Source organism: Comamonadaceae bacterium OTU4NAUVB1 (assembly GCA_024372625.1).
In the GTDB taxonomy this organism is placed as follows: Bacteria; Pseudomonadota; Gammaproteobacteria; order Burkholderiales; family Burkholderiaceae_C; genus Variovorax.
In genome coordinates this window covers 616,457-632,651 of the sequence record CP099605.1, presented here as the reverse complement: position 1 = coordinate 632,651, position 16,195 = coordinate 616,457, and the positions used below count along the sequence as shown (strand labels likewise).

General features: G+C 67.5%; 15 protein-coding genes. All 15 read right to left on the bottom strand.

Annotation, left to right across the window (positions count from 1 at the left end):
- Positions 1 to 18 precede the first annotated feature (18 nt).
- The 15 genes from NF681_06255 to NF681_06185 all read right to left on the bottom strand — a co-directional run bounded on the left by NF681_06255 (position 19) and on the right by NF681_06185 (position 16,138).
- Positions 19 to 261, bottom strand: a complete 243-nt coding sequence (locus NF681_06255) for a BolA/IbaG family iron-sulfur metabolism protein (protein UST54793.1) — start codon at positions 259 to 261, stop codon at positions 19 to 21.
- Between the two features lie 8 nt (positions 262 to 269).
- Entirely contained in the window at positions 270 to 1,037 is a 768-nt protein-coding gene (locus NF681_06250; protein ID UST55688.1) for an ABC transporter permease, read from the bottom strand.
- The gene (locus NF681_06245; GenBank protein UST54792.1) at positions 1,037 to 1,984 is read right to left on the bottom strand and encodes an ABC transporter ATP-binding protein; all 948 of its coding nucleotides are present in this window, start codon (positions 1,982 to 1,984) and stop codon (positions 1,037 to 1,039) included. Before NF681_06245 ends, NF681_06250 begins: the two co-directional genes overlap by 1 nt.
- Before the next feature lie 87 nt (positions 1,985 to 2,071).
- A complete protein-coding gene (locus NF681_06240; protein UST54791.1) occupies positions 2,072 to 2,347 on the bottom strand; it encodes an STAS domain-containing protein in 276 nt (91 codons plus the stop codon).
- 7 nt (positions 2,348 to 2,354) lie between these two features.
- Positions 2,355 to 3,017, bottom strand: coding sequence for an ABC transporter substrate-binding protein (locus tag NF681_06235; protein UST54790.1), 663 nt, complete (start codon positions 3,015 to 3,017; stop codon positions 2,355 to 2,357).
- A 179-nt stretch (positions 3,018 to 3,196) separates the two neighbouring features.
- Positions 3,197 to 3,904: a VacJ family lipoprotein gene (locus tag NF681_06230; protein ID UST54789.1), complete on the bottom strand. Its 708-nt coding sequence runs from the start codon at positions 3,902 to 3,904 to the stop codon at positions 3,197 to 3,199.
- A 29-nt stretch (positions 3,905 to 3,933) separates the two neighbouring features.
- Positions 3,934 to 4,422 (bottom strand): outer membrane lipid asymmetry maintenance protein MlaD, encoded by a 489-nt coding sequence (gene mlaD, locus NF681_06225; protein UST54788.1) that lies wholly within the window; start codon positions 4,420 to 4,422, stop codon positions 3,934 to 3,936.
- Between the two features lie 13 nt (positions 4,423 to 4,435).
- A complete protein-coding gene (gene mlaE, locus NF681_06220) occupies positions 4,436 to 5,218 on the bottom strand; it encodes a lipid asymmetry maintenance ABC transporter permease subunit MlaE (protein ID UST54787.1) in 783 nt (260 codons plus the stop codon).
- Positions 5,215 to 6,060: an ABC transporter ATP-binding protein gene (locus NF681_06215; protein UST54786.1), complete on the bottom strand. Its 846-nt coding sequence runs from the start codon at positions 6,058 to 6,060 to the stop codon at positions 5,215 to 5,217. Before NF681_06215 ends, mlaE begins: the two co-directional genes overlap by 4 nt.
- A 116-nt stretch (positions 6,061 to 6,176) precedes the next feature.
- Entirely contained in the window at positions 6,177 to 7,655 is a 1,479-nt protein-coding gene (locus tag NF681_06210; GenBank protein UST54785.1) for a glutamate synthase subunit beta, read from the bottom strand.
- A gap of 41 nt (positions 7,656 to 7,696) precedes the next feature.
- Positions 7,697 to 12,442, bottom strand: coding sequence for a glutamate synthase-related protein (locus tag NF681_06205; protein UST54784.1), 4,746 nt, complete (start codon positions 12,440 to 12,442; stop codon positions 7,697 to 7,699).
- 262 nt (positions 12,443 to 12,704) lie between these two features.
- Positions 12,705 to 13,400: a transposase gene (locus tag NF681_06200; protein UST54783.1), complete on the bottom strand. Its 696-nt coding sequence runs from the start codon at positions 13,398 to 13,400 to the stop codon at positions 12,705 to 12,707.
- Between the two features lie 28 nt (positions 13,401 to 13,428).
- Positions 13,429 to 14,388, bottom strand: coding sequence for an SAM-dependent methyltransferase (locus NF681_06195; GenBank protein UST54782.1), 960 nt, complete (start codon positions 14,386 to 14,388; stop codon positions 13,429 to 13,431).
- Positions 14,389 to 14,429: 41 nt separating this feature from the next.
- Complete coding sequence (locus NF681_06190) at positions 14,430 to 15,008, bottom strand: DUF1415 domain-containing protein (GenBank protein UST54781.1); 579 nt, start codon at positions 15,006 to 15,008, stop codon at positions 14,430 to 14,432.
- On the bottom strand, positions 15,005 to 16,138 hold the full coding sequence (locus NF681_06185; GenBank protein ID UST54780.1) for a deoxyguanosinetriphosphate triphosphohydrolase: 1,134 nt from the start codon (positions 16,136 to 16,138) through the stop codon (positions 15,005 to 15,007). Before NF681_06185 ends, NF681_06190 begins: the two co-directional genes overlap by 4 nt.
- Between the last annotated feature and the right edge of the window lie 57 nt (positions 16,139 to 16,195).

The window sequence follows — 16,195 nt, the reverse complement described above, 5'->3', positions numbered from 1 at the left end:
AACGGCCCCGGACCGGTTTCAACGCGGCGCGGCCGCCCATTCGGCCGGGGTGAACGTCTTCATCGACAACGCATGCACCTCGTCGGTGTGCATTTTCGCACCCAGCGTGCGGTAGACCCGCTGGTGGCGCTGGATGGCACGCAGCCCGTCGAACTCCGCCGAGACGATGGTCGCGTACCAGTGCCTTCCGTCACCCTCCAGTGCAATGTGCTCGCAGGCCAGATCGGCGGAAATGATGTCTCGAAGTTCGTCAGCGGTCATGGAAAAAGCTAGCCTCGAATCTTGTAGCCGATGCGCAGCAGGTTCACGGCGATGGCGCTCACCACCAGCCACGCGCTGCCGACGATCGCCAGGCTCACCCATGGCGAGACGTCGCTGACGCCGAAGAAGCCATGACGGAAGCCGTCGATCATGTAGAAGAACGGGTTCAGGTGGCTCACGCCCTGCCAGAACGGCGGCAGCGAGCCGATCGAATAGAACACGCCCGACAGGAAGGTCATGGGCATGATCAGGAAGTTCTGGAACACCGCCATCTGGTCGAACTTCTCCGCCCACAGGCCGGCGATGAGCCCCAGCGTGCCCAGGATGGCGGCGCCCAGGAAGGCGAACGCGAGGATCCAGAGCGGCGCGACGAAGTCCGGCACGGCGAAGAACAGCGTCACGACGAAGACGCCCAGCCCGACGGCCAGGCCACGGATCACCGACGAGCCGACGTAGGCGAAAAACCAGCCCCAATGGGACAGCGGCGTGATCAGCACGAACACCAGGCTGCCCATGATCTTGCTCTGGATGATCGACGACGAGCTGTTGGCGAACGCGTTCTGCAACATGCTCATCATCACCAGCCCGGGGATCAGGAAGGCCGTGTAGCTGATCGAACCGTAGACCTTGACATGGCCCTCGAGCACGTGGCCGAACACCATCAGGTAGAGCACGGCCGTGAGCACGGGGGCGCCGACGGTCTGGAAACCGACCTTCCAGAAACGCAGCGTCTCCTTGTAGAGCAGCGCGTGCCAGCCGGTGGGTTGGAACTTCATCATCGCGCGACCTCCAGCGGCGTCTGCTCGCCGGCCATGAGATCGATGAACACGTCCTCCAGGTCGGCCTTGCGCATCTCCACGTCCTCGACCGCGACACCCGCCTCGCGCAGGGCGACCAGCAACTGCTCGACCTCGTGCGCGTTCTGCGCCGGCAGCTGCACGATGCGGCCCGTGATCCGGGCGTGCTGGGCGATGGCCCACGGCAGATCGGCGTCGGTCTTGAAACGCAGCACGTTGCTCGCGGCCGCGCGCAACAGCTCGCTGGTGCGGTCGAGCGCGATCACGCGGCCCTGCTTGAGCATGGCGATGCGATGGCAGAGCGCTTCGGCTTCCTCCAGGTAATGGGTGGTGAGCAGGACGGTGCTCCCCTCGCGATTGAGGCGGGCCACGAACTGCCACAGGGTCTGGCGCAGCTCGACGTCGACACCGGCGGTGGGCTCGTCGAGCACGATGACCTGCGGCTTGTGCACCAGCGCCTGGGCGACCAGCACGCGGCGCTTCATGCCACCCGAGAGCTGACGCAGGTTGGCCGTGGCCTTGTCCGCCAGACCGAGGTTCTGCAGCAGTTCGTCGATCCAGACATCGTTGTTCCGGATGCCGAAATAGCCCGACTGGATGCGCAGCGACTCGCGCACGTTGAAGAACGGATCGAACACCAGTTCCTGCGGCACGATGCCCAGGTGACGGCGCGCCTGCGCATAGTCGCGCTGCACGTCGAAGCCGTGCACGGCGATGGACCCGGTCGTCGGCCGTGCCAGACCGGCGAGCATGCTGATGAGCGTCGTCTTGCCGGCACCGTTGGGGCCGAGCAGACCGAAGAACTCACCCTCCTCGATCGCGAAATCGACCTGGTCGACCGCCCGGAGGCCCGGCTTGCCCTGGGCGCGCTGCTGACGTGATGGGGGGTAGGTCTTGGAGACCGATTGGAACGAGATCGCGGACATGGGGAGCCCGCGATTTTACGGGGAGGTGTTCGGTCGACGAAGAAAAGCGGAAAGATGTCCGACGGGCGCTCATTGTCGCCCGAAGTATCAGGGCGCGCTGGGAAGGAGTCCGGCCACGCCGTAGAGCATGGCGAGCTCCCTGAGCCGCGTGGAGAGTCCCTTGACTGCGAAGCCGCGACCGAGCGCGGCCGCTTCACGCCGGCATTCGAGCAGCACGGCCAGGGCCGAGGAGTCGAACCGGACCAGCGCGGTCGCGTCGACGATCGCCACCGAATCCTGCTGCTGGGCGGCCAAGCCCTGGTGCAGCATGCGCATGCAGGCCGGCGCCTCCTCGTGGCGCAGCGTCGCAGGCAGGACCAGCATGCTCACGTCAGTTGGTTCCGTTGCTCTTGTTGCGCGCGGCCAGCGCGGCGATGAGGCCGTCGATGCCCTTGCTGTTGATCTGCTGGGAGAACTGGGTGCGGTAGGTATCGACCAGCCAGACGCCCAGGATGTTCAGGTTGTAGACCTTCCAGCCACCCGCTTCGCCCGGCGTCTTCTCCAGACGGTAGTCGAGCTGGACGGGATCGCCACCGCCGCGGATCTCGGTGCGCACGAGGACTTCCTTGTCCGTTGCCGAACCGCGGAACGGGCGCACCGTCACGCTTTGGTCGCTCACCTGATCGAGGGCACCCGCATAGGTGCGCACCAGGAGCGTCTTGAATTCCTCCTGCAGGCGCTTCTGCTGCTCCGGCGTCGCCGTGCGCCAAGCCGGCCCGACCGCCGAGGCCGTCATGCGCTGGAAATTGACGTTCGGCATGATCTTGCTGTCGACCAGCAGCATGATCTTGCCGACGTCGCCCGCCTTGATCGACTTGTCCGCCTTGATGGTGGTGAGCACGTCGCCGGAGATGCGCTGGACCAGGGCGTCGGGCGATTCGTCCGCCGCACGTGCGGGGCTCACGAAGACGGCGGCGGCGCTGAAGAGCATGGCGCTGGCCAGGACGATGCGCCCCAGAAAGCGGCGTTGCACGGTGGCGGTGGTGGTTTTCATGATCAGGAGGTTTCCAGGGTCGATGATTCGGAGAATGGAAGGCACATGGGGCGGAATCCGCGTCCTGCAATGCAGGAGCGTCGGTCCTTGACGCTTGGAGACAATTTCGCCGGGCCGGTTCCGGCAGAAAGCCCGCTCATCACATCAGGAGCCTACGCAGGCTCGCCACCCCCTGGCCGTCAGTCCGCGCCTTTTCCGTCGTCCGGCGGATTCCCGTCGTAGACCTCGCTGCGACGCCGCTGCAAATACGCGTCGCGTGTGAACGAGTAGCGATCCAGGGCCGCATCGCCAATGAGCTGGCTGGCGCGCAGGTAGTTCGAACGCAGGTCGACGATGCGCAGCACGTACATCGAATTGCGCACGGGAATGTCGGCCACCTGTCGGACGAGGTCACCCTGCACGTTCACCGGCAAGGCGGCGGTGTCGCGCACGGTCGACGGTCCGAGCAGTGGCAGCACCACGTAGGGTCCGCTCGGAACGCCCCAGCGCCCGAGCGTCTGGCCGAAATCTTCCGGATGACGATCGATGCCCAGTTCGGTCGCGACGTCGAGCAGGCCGCCGAGCCCGAAGAACGTGTTGACGTTGAGTCGCATGAAGGTCTCGGCGCTGTTCTGCGCTTTCAACTGCGCCACGTTGTTCGCGAAGTTCCAGACGTCGCCGAGGTTGCCGAAGAAATTGTTGACGCCCGAGCGCACCGGCGAGGGCAGCACCTTGCGATAGGCCGTGGCCACGGGCACCAGCACGTTGTCGTCCACCACGTCGTTGAAGCGCGAGACGCTGCGGTTGAACGGCTCGAACGGATCGACCGGGCTGGGCGCCGTGGCACGTGGCCCGGTGGCGCAGCCCGTCGCGAGGACCAAGAGGCCCAGGACAGCGACAAGGCGCAAGGCGCCAGCGTTTGAGGAGGATCGCGGGTTCATTTCTTGGGTGCCTTTTCCGGCGTGTCGCTTCCGTCGGCCGCCTTGCTGTAGAGAAACTGGCTGATGAGATTTTCCAGCACGACCGCCGACTGGGTGGCCGTGATCGTGTCGCCAGCCTCGAGGTTCTTCGCATCGGCACCGGCTTCGATGCCGATGTACTGCTCGCCGAGCAGACCGCTGGTCAGGATCTTGAGGGAACTGTCCTTGGGGAACTGGTAACTGCTCTGCAGTGCCAGGTTCACGTTGGCCTGGAAGGTCTTGTCGTCGAAGCGGATCGAATCGACACGCCCGACCACCACGCCCGCGCTTCGGATGGCCGCCTTGGGTTTCAAGCCGCCGATGTTGTCGAAGCGCGCCGTGACGGCGTAGGTCTTCTGGAAGTTGAGGTTGAGCAGGTTGGCCGACTGAAGCGCGAGGAACAGCAGGGCCGCTCCGCCGATCAGCACGAACAGGCCGACCCAGATGTCGTTGCTGGAACGTTGCATGGAATGTGTTCTCCTAGACGCTGAACATCAGCGCGGTCAACAGGAAGTCGAGGCCGAGCACGGCCAGCGAGGCAACGACGACCGTGCGGGTCGTGGCGCGCGAGACGCCCTCGGGCGTGGGCAGCGCCTCGTAGCCCTGGTGCACCGCCACGAACGTGACGGTGATGCCGAAGACGACGCTCTTGATGAAACCGTTGCCCACGTCGGTCCAGACGTCGACGCCGCTCTGCATCTGGCCCCAGTACGCACCGGAATCGACCCCCAGCAGCATCACGCCGACGATGTAGCCGCCCAGGATGCCGACCGCGCTGAAGACCGATGCCAGCAGCGGCATGGCGATGACGCCACCCCAGAAGCGCGGCGCCAGAACGCGCCGGACGGGATCGACCGCCATCATCTCCATCGCGCTGAGCTGCTCGCCGGCCTTCATGAGTCCGATCTCCGCCGTGAGGGCGGTGCCGGCACGGCCGGCGAACAGCAGCGCCGCGATGACCGGTCCCAGTTCGCGCAGCAGCCCGAGCGCCACCACCAGACCGAGCGCCTCGGCCGAACCGAAACGCTGCAGCAGGTTGTAGCCCTGCAGGCTCAGGACGAAGCCGACGAACAGGCCGGAGACGGCGATGATCGCGAGCGAGTAGTTGCCCAGGAAATGGATCTGGTCGCGCACCAGGCCGAAGCGGCCCAGGGTCGCGGCGCCATGGCGCACCAGCTGCAGGAACAGGCGTGCGCCACGGCCGATGTCGGCCAGCTTGCCGCGCACGGCGAAACCCAGATCGGCCGGCTTCCAGAGGCTCATGCCGGCTCCTTGGGCACGAGCGCCTGCTGCACGGGACCGAAGTCGTCCTCGACGCTCACGCCCGGGTAGTGGAAACGCACCGGCCCGTCGGGCAGCGCGTGGACGAACTGGTGCACCAGGGGATCGGTGCTGCGCCGCACGTCGTCGGGCGTGCCCTGGGCCGCCACGCCGCCGTTGGCCAGGATGACGACGTGGTCGGCGATGCGGAAGGTCTCTTCCAGGTCGTGCGAGACGACGACGCTGGTCAACTCCAGGGTGTCGTTGAGCTGGCGGATCAGGCGCGCCGCGGTGCCCAGCGAGATCGGGTCGAGGCCGGCGAAGGGCTCGTCGTACATTACCAGGTCGGGGTCCAGGGCGATCGCACGCGCCAGCGCGATGCGCCGCGCCATGCCCCCGGACACCTCGCTGGGCATCAGATCGCGCGCGCCGCGCAGGCCGACGGCGTCGAGCTTCATGAGGACGATGTCCCGCACCAGCGACTCGGGCAATTGGGTGTGCTCGCGCAGGGGAAAAGCGACGTTGTCTAGAACGGTCATGTCGGTGAACAGCGCGCCGAACTGGAACAGGAGGCCCATGCGACGCCGGGCCGCATAGAGCGCCTTGGCATCCATGTGGCCGATGTCCGCGCCGTCGAGCAGTACCTCGCCGGCGCGCGCGCGCACCTGGCCGCCGATCAGGCGCAGCACCGTGGTCTTGCCGCCGCCGGAAGCACCCATGAGTGCCGTCACCTTGCCGCGCGGAATGGCGAAGGACACGCCGTCCAGGATCGCGCGTTCGCCGTAACCGAAGGTCACGTCGCGGAACTCGACAAGGGCGGTGGGTGGGGAGGTGCTGGCGTTCATCGAAAAGAAAAAGCCGGGCGTCCCCTTCAGGGAAATCCCGGCTTGCGGTTGGCTCCATGATAAGGGAGCCGGCGTTGTGGCGTCACGACGGTTTCGCCGGGCCCGCCCGTAAGGCTTTAGCGCGGCAGGTCGCTGTAGCCCATCAGGAATTCATCGACCGCGCGCGCGGCCTGCCGCCCCTCGCGGATCGCCCACACGACCAGCGACTGGCCGCGCCGGATGTCGCCGGCGGCGAACACCTTCGGGACGCTGGTCGCGTAGCCACCGGTGAACTCCACCGTCGCCTTGGCATTGCCGCGGGCGTCCTTCTCGATGCCGAAGGCGTCCAGCACGCTCGCCACCGGGCTGACGAAACCCATCGCCAGCAGCACCAGGTCGGCCTTGAGGATCTGCTCGCTGCCCGGCACTTCGACCATCTTGCCGTCCTTCCATTCGACGCGCACGGTCTTCAGGCCGGTGATCTTCTTGCCGTCGCCGATGAACTCCTTGGTCGAGATGGCGAACTCGCGCTCGCAACCCTCCTCGTGGCTGGAACTGGTGCGCAGCTTGTACGGCCAATAGGGCCAGGTCATGGGCCGGTTCTCTTCCTCGGGCGGCTGAGGCATCAACTCGAACTGCGTGACGCTGACCGCGCCGTGGCGGTTGCTGGTGCCCACGCAATCGCTGCCGGTGTCGCCCCCGCCGATCACGATGACGTGCTTGCCTTCGGCGCGCAACTGGCCCTTGAGCTTGTCGCCCGCGTTGACCTTGTTCTGTTGCGGCAGGAACTCCATCGCGAAGTGGATGCCGTCGAGCTCGCGCCCGGGCGCGGGCAGGTCGCGCGACTGCTCGGCGCCGCCCGTGAGCACCACGGCGTCGAACTCCTTGTCGAGCTGCTCGGGCGTCACGGTCTCCTTGGCCCAGTTGGTGACCTTGGAGCCCTTGCCCATCGGGTCCTTGGCGGCACCGACGACCACGCCCAGGCGGAAGGTCACGCCCTCGCCCTTCATCTGCTCGACACGGCGGTCGATGTGCGTCTTCTCCATCTTGAAGTCGGGAATGCCGTAGCGCAGCAGGCCACCCACGCGGTCGTTCTTCTCGAACAGCGTGACGTCGTGTCCGACGCGGGCGAGCTGCTGCGCCGCCGCCATGCCGGCCGGGCCGGCGCCGATCACGGCGACCTTCTTGCCGGTCCGGTGCTTGGCCACGCGCGGCTTGACCCAGCCCTCGTCCCAGGCGCGGTCGATGATCGCGTGCTCGATCGACTTGATGCCCACCGCGTCGTCGTTCACGTTGAGCACGCAGGCCGCCTCGCACGGGGCGGGACAGATGCGGCCGGTGAATTCCGGGAAGTTGTTGGTCGAGTCGAGCACCGCGAAGGCGTTCTGCCAGTCGTCGCGATAGACCAGGTCGTTGAAGTCCGGAATGATGTTGTTGACCGGGCAGCCGCTGTTGCAGAACGGCGTGCCGCAATCCATGCAGCGCGCGCTCTGGACCTGGGCCTGCTTGGCATCGAGGCCGACGACGAATTCCTTGTAGTGCTTGAGGCGCTCGGTCGGGGGCTTGTAGCCCTCCTCGATGCGCTCGTACTCCATGAAGCCGGTGATCTTTCCCATCGTGCTGTCCTTGGTTCTTGGTTTCTGTGGGGTCGCCGTCGTCAGACGGCCGCACCCTTGCGGGCGGCCGTCACGCTCGGCTGCAGGCCGGCCTGGGCGTCGTTGCCGGTCGAGGTGACCAGGGTCTTGCGGTAGTGGATCTCGCCGAGCGCGCGCTTGTACTCGTTGGGGAACACCTTGACGAACTTCGTCCGGTTGACCGTCCAGTCGTCGAGCAGTTCGCGCGCGCGCTTGCTGCCGGTCCAGCGGTGGTGGTCCTCCAGCAGCTTGCGCAACTGGGCCTCGTCGGTCATGGCGTTGTGCCAGATGCCGCGATCGACCGTGGCGGTCTGCTCGGCCTTCGTGAGCACCTTCTCCAGCGACACCATCGACAGGTTGCAGCGCGAGGCGAACTGGCCGTCCTCGTCGTAGACGAAGGCCACGCCGCCGCTCATGCCGGCGGCGAAGTTACGCCCGGTCTTGCCCAGCACGGCGACCGTGCCGCCGGTCATGTACTCGCAACCGTGGTCGCCGGTGCCCTCGACGACCGCCGTCGCACCCGACAGGCGCACCGCGAAGCGCTCGCCGGCGACGCCGCAGAAATACGCCTCCCCGGTGGTGGCGCCGTACATGACGGTGTTGCCCACGATGGTGTTGCGAACCGCCTCGCCGCGGAAGTCCAGGCTCGGACGCACCACGATGCGGCCGCCCGAGAGACCCTTGCCGGTGTAGTCGTTGGCGTCGCCGATCAGGTAGAGCGTGATGCCGCGCGCGAGGAAGGCGCCGAACGACTGTCCGCCCGTGCCCTCCAGCTGGATGCGGATCGAGTCGTCGGGCAGACCCTCGGGATGCACCCGGGTCAGCGCGCCCGACAGCTTGGCGCCGACGGTGCGGTTGACGTTGCGCACCACCTCGATGAACTGCACCTTCTCGCCCTTGTCGATGGCCGCGCGCGACTTCTCGATGAGCTTGGTGTCGAGGTTGTGCTCCAGGCCGTGGTCCTGGTTCTCGACGTGGAAGCGCGGGACGTCGTCCGGCACGATGGGCAGCGCGAACAGGCGGCTGAAATCGAGGCCGCTGGCCTTCCAGTGGGCGATGCCCTTCCTCATGTCGAGCAGGTCGGCGCGGCCGATCATGTCGTCGAACCTGCGGATGCCCAGCTGCGCCATGATCTGGCGCACTTCCTCGGCGACGAAGAAGAAGTAGTTGACGACGTGCTCGGGCTTGCCGGAGAACTTCTGGCGCAGCACCGGGTCCTGCGTGGCCACGCCCACCGGGCAGGTGTTGAGGTGGCACTTGCGCATCATGATGCAGCCCTCGACGATGAGCGGCGCGGTCGCGAAGCCGAACTCGTCGGCACCCAGCAGCGCGCCGATGGCGACGTCGCGACCGGTCTTCATCTGACCGTCGGCCTGCACCCGCACGCGGCCGCGCAGGCGGTTGAGCACCAGCGTCTGCTGGGTCTCGGCCAGACCGATCTCCCACGGACCGCCGGCGTGCTTGATCGACGACCAGGGCGAAGCGCCGGTGCCGCCGTCATGGCCGGCGATCACGATGTGGTCGCTCTTGCACTTGGTCACGCCGGCGGCCACCGTGCCCACGCCGACCTCGCTGACCAGCTTGGTGCTGATGCTCGCGTGCGGCGCGACGTTCTTCAGGTCGTGGATGAGCTGCGCCAGGTCCTCGATCGAGTAGATGTCGTGGTGGGGCGGCGGGCTGATGAGGCCCACGCCGGGCACGGAATAGCGCTGCTTGCCGATGTACTCGGTGACCTTGCCGCCGGGCAGCTGGCCGCCCTCGCCGGGCTTGGCGCCCTGGGCCATCTTGATCTGGATCTGGTCGGACGAGCTCAGGTACTCGGCCGTGACGCCGAAGCGGCCCGAGGCGACCTGCTTGATCTTCGAGCGCAGCGAATCGCCCACCTTCAGCGCCAGATCGACCTCGACGTTGCTCTCGCCGATCACGCTCTTGAGCGTGTCGCCCACCTGGATCGGGATGCCCTTGAGTTCGTTGCGATAGCGGTTCGGGTCCTCGCCGCCCTCGCCCGTGTTGCTCTTGCCGCCGATGCGGTTCATGGCCACGGCCAGCGTCGCGTGCGCCTCGGTCGAAATCGAGCCGAGCGACATGGCGCCGGTGGCGAAGCGCTTGACGATGTCGGCGGCCGACTCGACCTCCTCCACGGGAATCGCGGTGGCCGGATCGAGCTTGAACTCGAACAGGCCGCGCAGCGTCATGTGGCGGCGGTTCTGGTCGTTGATGATCTGGGCGTATTCCTTGTAGGTGCTCCAGTTGTTGGCACGCGTGCTGTGCTGCAGCTTGGCGATGGCGTCGGGCGTCCACATGTGGTCCTCGCCGCGCGTGCGCCAGGCGTACTCGCCGCCGGCGTCGAGCATGTTGGCCAGCACCGGGTCGTCGCCGAAGGCCGCGGCGTGCATGCGCAGCGCCTCCTCGGCGATCTCGAAGACGCCGATGCCCTCGACGCGGCTGGCCGTGCCGGTGAAGTACTTGTCGGTGGTGTTGCTGTTCAGGCCGATGGCCTCGAACAGCTGGGCGCCGCAGTAGCTCATGTACGTCGACACGCCCATCTTGGACATGATCTTCGACAGGCCCTTGCCGATCGCCTTGACGTAGTTGTAGATCGCCTTGTCGGCAGACAGGTCGCCCGAGAGGTCGGCGTGCAGCGAGGCCAGGGTCTCCATCGCCAGGTACGGATGCACGGCCTCGGCGCCGTAGCCGGCCAGCACGCCGAAGTGATGCACCTCGCGCGCGCTGCCGGTCTCCACCACCAGGCCGCTGGTGGTGCGCAGGCCCTCGCGCACCAGGTGCTGGTGGATCGCGCTGGAGGCGAGCAGCGCGGGGATCGCGACCTGCGTGGCGCTGACGCCCCGGTCGCTCACGATCAGGATGTTGCTGCCGCCCTTGATGGCGTCGACGGCCTCGGCGCACAGCGAGGCGAGCTTGGCCTCGACGCCTTCCCGGCCCCAGTCGGCCGGGTAGGTGATGTCGAGCGTGGTCGAGCGGAACTTGCCCTGCGTGTGCTCGGCGATGTTGCGCAGCTTGGCCATGTCGGCGAAGTCGAGGATCGGCTGGCTCACCTCCAGCCGCATCGGCGGGTTGACCTGGTTGATGTCCAGCAGGTTGGGCTTGGGGCCGATGAAGCTGTTGAGCGACATCACGATCGCCTCGCGGATCGGATCGATCGGCGGGTTCGTGACCTGCGCGAACATCTGGCGGAAGTAGTTGTAGAGCGGCTTGTTCTTGCTCGAGAGCACGGCCAGCGGGCTGTCGTTGCCCATCGAGCCGATCCCCTCCTCGCCGGCCTGGGCCATGGGGCTGAGCAGGAACTTGATGTCCTCCTGCGTGTAGCCGAAGGCCTGCTGGCGGTCGAGCAGCGACACGGCGCTCGCGGGCATGTCGGCCACCGGCGCCTCGACGCTGTCGAGCTTGATGCGCAGGTTCTCGATCCACTGCTTGTAGGGCTTGGTGTTGACGACATAGGCCTTGAGCTCGTCGTCGTCGATCATCCGACCCTGCTCCAGGTCGATCAGGAACATCTTGCCCGGCTGCAGGCGCCACTTGCGCACGATCTTCTGCTCGGGCACGGGCAGGACGCCCGATTCGGAGGCCATGATGACGAGGTCGTCGTCGGTCACGCAGTAGCGCGAGGGGCGCAGGCCGTTGCGGTCGAGCGTGGCGCCGATCTGGCGGCCGTCGGTGAACACGATCGAGGCCGGACCGTCCCACGGCTCCATCATGGCGGCGTGGTATTCGTAGAACGCGCGGCGGCGCTCGTCCATGGTCGAGTGCTGCTCCCACGGCTCGGGGATCATCATCATCACGGCCTGGCTGATCGGGTAGCCGGCCATGGTCATGAGTTCGAGGCAGTTGTCGAAGGTGGCGGTGTCGGACTGGCCGGCGAAGCTGATGGGATAGAGCTTCTTCAGGTCCGGACCGAGCACGGGCGAGGACATCACGCCCTCGCGCGCCTTCATCCAGTTGTAGTTGCCGCGCACCGTGTTGATCTCGCCGTTGTGGGCGACGTAGCGGTACGGGTGGGCGAGCGGCCACTTCGGGAAGGTGTTGGTCGAGAAGCGCTGGTGCACCAGGCCGATGGCCGAGACGCAGCGCTCGTCGGACAGGTCGAGGTAGTACACGCCCACCTGGTCGGCCAGCAGCAGGCCCTTGTAGACCACCGTGCGGCTCGACATGCTCGGAACGTAGTACTCCTTGCTGTGCTTGAGCGCCAGGTTCTGGATGTTGGCGCTGGCCGTCTTGCGGATGACGTAGAGCTTGCGCTCCAGCGCGTCCTGCACGATGACGTCGCTGCCGCGGCCGATGAAGACCTGGCGCAGGATCGGCTCGGTCTTCTTGACGGCCGGCGACATCGGCATGTCGCGGTTGACCGGCACGTCGCGCCAGCCCAGCAGCACCTGGCCCTCGGCCTTGATGGCGCGCTCCATCTCCTGCTCGCAGGCCATGCGCGAGGCATGCTCCTTGGGCAGGAAGATCATGCCGACACCGTATTCGCCGTAGGGCGGCAGCGCGACGCCCTGCGCGGCCATCTCCTCGCGGTAGAGCGCATCGGGGATCTGGATCAGGATGCCGGCGCCGTCGCCCATCAGCTTGTCGGCCCCGACGGCGCCGCGATGGTCGATGTTCTCCAGGATCTTGAGCGCCTGCGTCACGATGTCGTGCCGCTTCTCGCCCTTGATGTGCGCCACGAAGCCGAGACCGCAGGCGTCGTGTTCGTTGCTGGCGGAATACAGACCGTGCTGTTCCAGGTGTTGGATCTCGGCAGCCGTCGTCATGGGGCGCGTTCCTTCAATTTCTTCGTGGGACTGACTTCACGATGCAAGGCTCGTGGGAGAGGAAAGTGTCGCGGGCATGCCAGCCCGGCCGATGCTGGCGAGACTTCCCTTGGCGAGGATATTTCGTTGCACGAACAATGCCAAGTATTTTAAATGGGGTCAGATTCCCATTTATTTCTCAACTTTTCATTCAAATATCAATTGGGGACATGTTGAATCGGCGTGCGGGGACACGCGGATGCGGCTCGCTGCCGCCGCGCGGTCACTCGATCGGGTTGTTGGGACGACGTCCGGCGCGTCGCTTTTCCACCCGGCGTGGCGTCGCCTCCTGCAGACGGGCAAGGAAGCGCGGGTCGCCCGCGGCCCAGCCTTGCAGGAGCGACGTCGTGACGACGGCTTGGTCCGCTTCCCCGAGACCGGCGGCCACGCGTTCCGCGTAGGCCGCCTCGCGCGCGAACGGGGTGTTGCCCAGTGCCCAGTACGCTGGCGGCGGGGTCAGTGCGCGATCCGGGCGCGCGCCGACGTAGTGCGCGTGGCTCGACCAGCGATGGGACAGCGCATCCGGCACCAGACCGGCGCGCACCGGATTGAGGTCGATCGAGACCATGCAGGGCAGCAGCCAGCGTTCCGCCTGAACCACGGTCGAACGATAGCGCCCGTCCCACAGCGTGCCGGTGCGCGCGTGCCGGTCATTGAACCAGCGCACATAGCTGCGCCCGACCGCCTGCATGAACCTGGGCAGGCCGTCGGCGGTCGAGGGCGTGGCCAGCAGATGGAAATGGTTGTCCATCAGCACGTACGCGTGCAGCGCCATGCCCCAGCGCGGCACGTTCTCCGCGATCAGCGCGAGCATGCGCTCGCGATCGGCATCGTCCATGAAGATCGGCTGGCGGTTGTTCCCGCGCTGGAGGACGTGATGCGGCTGGTCGGCCAGCGTGAGTCGGGGCAGTCGGGCCATGCGGCGACGCGTGTCGGTCTCGGCGGCCTCAATCGAGGCGGAAACGCGTCTCCATCAGCGATTCGAGCCCGAACTCGGCCAGCAGGCCGCGCAACCGGTCGGCCGCGCCGGCCTTGGGCTGGCCGGTGCGGCGGGCGAGGATGAGTTCGTTCTTCATGCTGTGTTCCCAGCCGACCAGTTCGGTCACGGTCACCTGATAGCCCCGGGCCTCCAGGTACAGGCAGCGCAGCACGTTGGTGAGCTGGCTGCCGATCTCGCGCGTGTGCAGCGGGTGGCGCCAGAGCTCGGCCAGCGGCGTGCGCGCGAGCGACAGCGCCTTGGTCTCGCGCAGGCAGGCGGCCACTTCGGCTTGGCAGCACGGCACCAGCACCATGGAACGCGCCTCCTTGGCCAGGCCGAAGGCGATGGCGTCGTCGGTGGCGGTGTCGCAGGCGTGCAGCGCCGTCACCATGTCGATGCGCGGCGGCAGTTCGGCCGCGTGCGTGGACTCGGCCACCGTGAGGTTCAGGAACGCCATGCGGTCGAAACCCAGCCTCTGGGCCAGTTCGCGCGAGCGGTCGGTCAACTCGCGGCGTGTCTCGATGCCATAGACGCGACCGGCCCCGGCGCCCTGCCCGGCCTCGGCCTGCGCCTTGAAGAACAGGTCGTAGACGATGAAGCCCAGGTAGGACTTGCCCGCGCCATGGTCGGCCAGCGTGGCGCGCGCGCCTTCGTCGGGCAGCTCGCGCAGCAGCTTCTCGATGAACTGGAACAGGTGGTAGACCTGCTTGAGCTTGCGGCGCGAGTCCTGGTTGAGGCGGCCCTCGCGCGTGAGGATGTGCAGCTCCTTGAGCAGTTCGATCGACTGGCCCGGGCGCAGCTCCTGCAGCACGTCGGCGGCGGCCTGCTCGGCCTTGCCGAGCCGGGGAGCCGGGTCGCTCCGGCCTTGCGGCGAAGGCTTGCGGGCGGTGCCCGGGGTGCCGAGAGCTCTGGCGGTCTGGGGGGTCATGGTCGGATCTCGTGGGGTTGCCGCGCGCGTGGCGACGACGGTCATCGCAACGCGCCGCCGGGGCCGACGTCCAGCGCCGCCCAGCCATCCGCGCCCAGCGCTTCGAGCGTCTCGATGTTGCGCCCGAAGATCGCCTCGGCGTCCGGAAAGGCCTCGACGGCGCGGTCGATGCTCGCCTCGCGCAGCAGGTGAAGGGTCGGATAGGGCGCGCGGTTGGTCGCGTTGCCGATGTTCTCGGCCTCGGTGCCGGCGAACTGGAAGCGCGGATGAAAGCTCGCCAGCTGCAGCGTGCCGTCGAAGCCCTCACGCGACAGGCGGCGTTCGGCGCGCGCGGTGAAGTCGTTGAAGTCGATGAAATCGGCCAGCGCGTGGGGCGCGACGATCAGGGTCGTGTCGCGCTCGGACGCCGGCAGCACCGTCAGTGCCCGCGCCTCGGTCAGCAGCATCTCGGTCAGGCCGGCGTCGTCCGCCTCCGCGAGGTGCACGGCGTAATGCACCTGGCCCTTGGCATGCACCGCCTTGGCGAACGGGCACAGGTTCAGACCGATGACGGCGCGCGCCAGCCAGTGGCGCGTGTCGGCCACGGCGGCCTCGGCGGTGATTCGGGCGGGCACGTTCACGCCACCCACGCCCGGCCCGTGAGGCGTTCGTGCTCGCGCAGGGCGAAGCGGTCGGTCATGCCGGCGATGTAGTCGGCCACGGCGCGCGGCAGGCCGGCGCGGCGATCGGCGAAGGACGCCGGCATCTCCTGCGGTCGTGCCAGGTAGAGGTCGAACAGTTCGCGCACCACGTCCTGCGCCTGGCCGGTGGTCTGCATCACCTGCGGATGCCGGTACAGGTTGGCGAAGAGGAAGCGTTTCAGGGCCGCCGATTCGCCCCGCATCGGCTCGCCGAACCGCACCAGCGGCGGCGCGCGGCGCACGTCGTCGACATCGGCCGGCTTGAGCGCCACGAGGGCCGCGCGCGTGGCGTCGATCACGTCGTAGACCTGGGCGCTGAGCATGCGGCGGATGGTCTCGTAGAGCACGCGCCGGCCGTCCAGGCCCGGATGCTCGGCCAGCGCCTCGCGGCGATGGCGCTCGAACAGGTCGACCTCGGCCAGCTGTTCGATCGCGATCAGGCCGGAGCGCACGCCGTCGTCGATGTCGTGCGCGTTGTAGGCGATCGCATCGGCCAGGTTGCACAGCTGCGCTTCCAGGCTCGGCTGCGTGCGGTCGAGAAAACGCCGGGCGACGCCGCCGGGCTCGGCCGCCTCGATGCGCTCGGCATCGGCGCGCGAACAATGCTTGAGGATGCCCTCGCGCGTCTCGAAGCTGAGGTTCAGGCCGTCGTAGCGCGGATAGCGCTGCTCCAGCGTGTCGACCGTGCGCAGGCTCTGGAGGTTGTGCTCGAAGCCGCCGTGGTCCTTCATGCAGGCGTCGAGCGTGTCCTGCCCGGCATGGCCGAAGGGCGTGTGGCCGAGGTCGTGCGCGAGCGCGATGGCCTCCACCAGGTCCTCGTTGAGCCCCAGCGAGCGCGCGATCGAGCGGCCCAACTGCGCGACCTCGAGCGAATGCGTCAGCCGCGTGCGGAACAGGTCGCCCTCGTGGTTGAGGAACACCTGCGTCTTGTAGACCAGCCGGCGGAAGGCGGTCGAATGGACGATGCGGTCGCGGTCGCGCTGGAAGTCGTCGCGCGTAGGCGCCGGCGGCTCCGGGTGGCGGCGACCCCGGGAACGCCCGGGATGGCTGGCGTAGCGCGCGAGCGTCATGGCGCGACGGAGGCAGCGGTCATCGTGGAGCCGGCCGACGCGCCGTGACCGCCGGCG

What these genes read in the sequence shown, in the direction of transcription:
- NF681_06255 (UST54793.1), bottom strand. Translation starts at nt 261, where the DNA reads ATGACCGCTGACGAACTTCGAGACATCATTTCCGCCGATCTGGCCTGC.
- NF681_06250 (UST55688.1), bottom strand. Translation starts at nt 1,037, where the DNA reads ATGAAGTTCCAACCCACCGGCTGGCACGCGCTGCTCTACAAGGAGACG.
- NF681_06245 (UST54792.1), bottom strand. Translation starts at nt 1,984, where the DNA reads ATGTCCGCGATCTCGTTCCAATCGGTCTCCAAGACCTACCCCCCATCA.
- NF681_06240 (UST54791.1), bottom strand. Translation starts at nt 2,347, where the DNA reads ATGCTGGTCCTGCCTGCGACGCTGCGCCACGAGGAGGCGCCGGCCTGC.
- NF681_06235 (UST54790.1), bottom strand. Translation starts at nt 3,017, where the DNA reads ATGAAAACCACCACCGCCACCGTGCAACGCCGCTTTCTGGGGCGCATC.
- mlaD (UST54788.1), bottom strand. Translation starts at nt 4,422, where the DNA reads ATGCAACGTTCCAGCAACGACATCTGGGTCGGCCTGTTCGTGCTGATC.
- mlaE (UST54787.1), bottom strand. Translation starts at nt 5,218, where the DNA reads ATGAGCCTCTGGAAGCCGGCCGATCTGGGTTTCGCCGTGCGCGGCAAG.
- NF681_06215 (UST54786.1), bottom strand. Translation starts at nt 6,060, where the DNA reads ATGAACGCCAGCACCTCCCCACCCACCGCCCTTGTCGAGTTCCGCGAC.
- NF681_06210 (UST54785.1), bottom strand. Translation starts at nt 7,655, where the DNA reads ATGGGAAAGATCACCGGCTTCATGGAGTACGAGCGCATCGAGGAGGGC.
- NF681_06205 (UST54784.1), bottom strand. Translation starts at nt 12,442, where the DNA reads ATGACGACGGCTGCCGAGATCCAACACCTGGAACAGCACGGTCTGTAT.
- NF681_06200 (UST54783.1), bottom strand. Translation starts at nt 13,400, where the DNA reads ATGGCCCGACTGCCCCGACTCACGCTGGCCGACCAGCCGCATCACGTC.
- NF681_06195 (UST54782.1), bottom strand. Translation starts at nt 14,388, where the DNA reads ATGACCCCCCAGACCGCCAGAGCTCTCGGCACCCCGGGCACCGCCCGC.
- NF681_06185 (UST54780.1), bottom strand. Translation starts at nt 16,138, where the DNA reads ATGACGCTCGCGCGCTACGCCAGCCATCCCGGGCGTTCCCGGGGTCGC.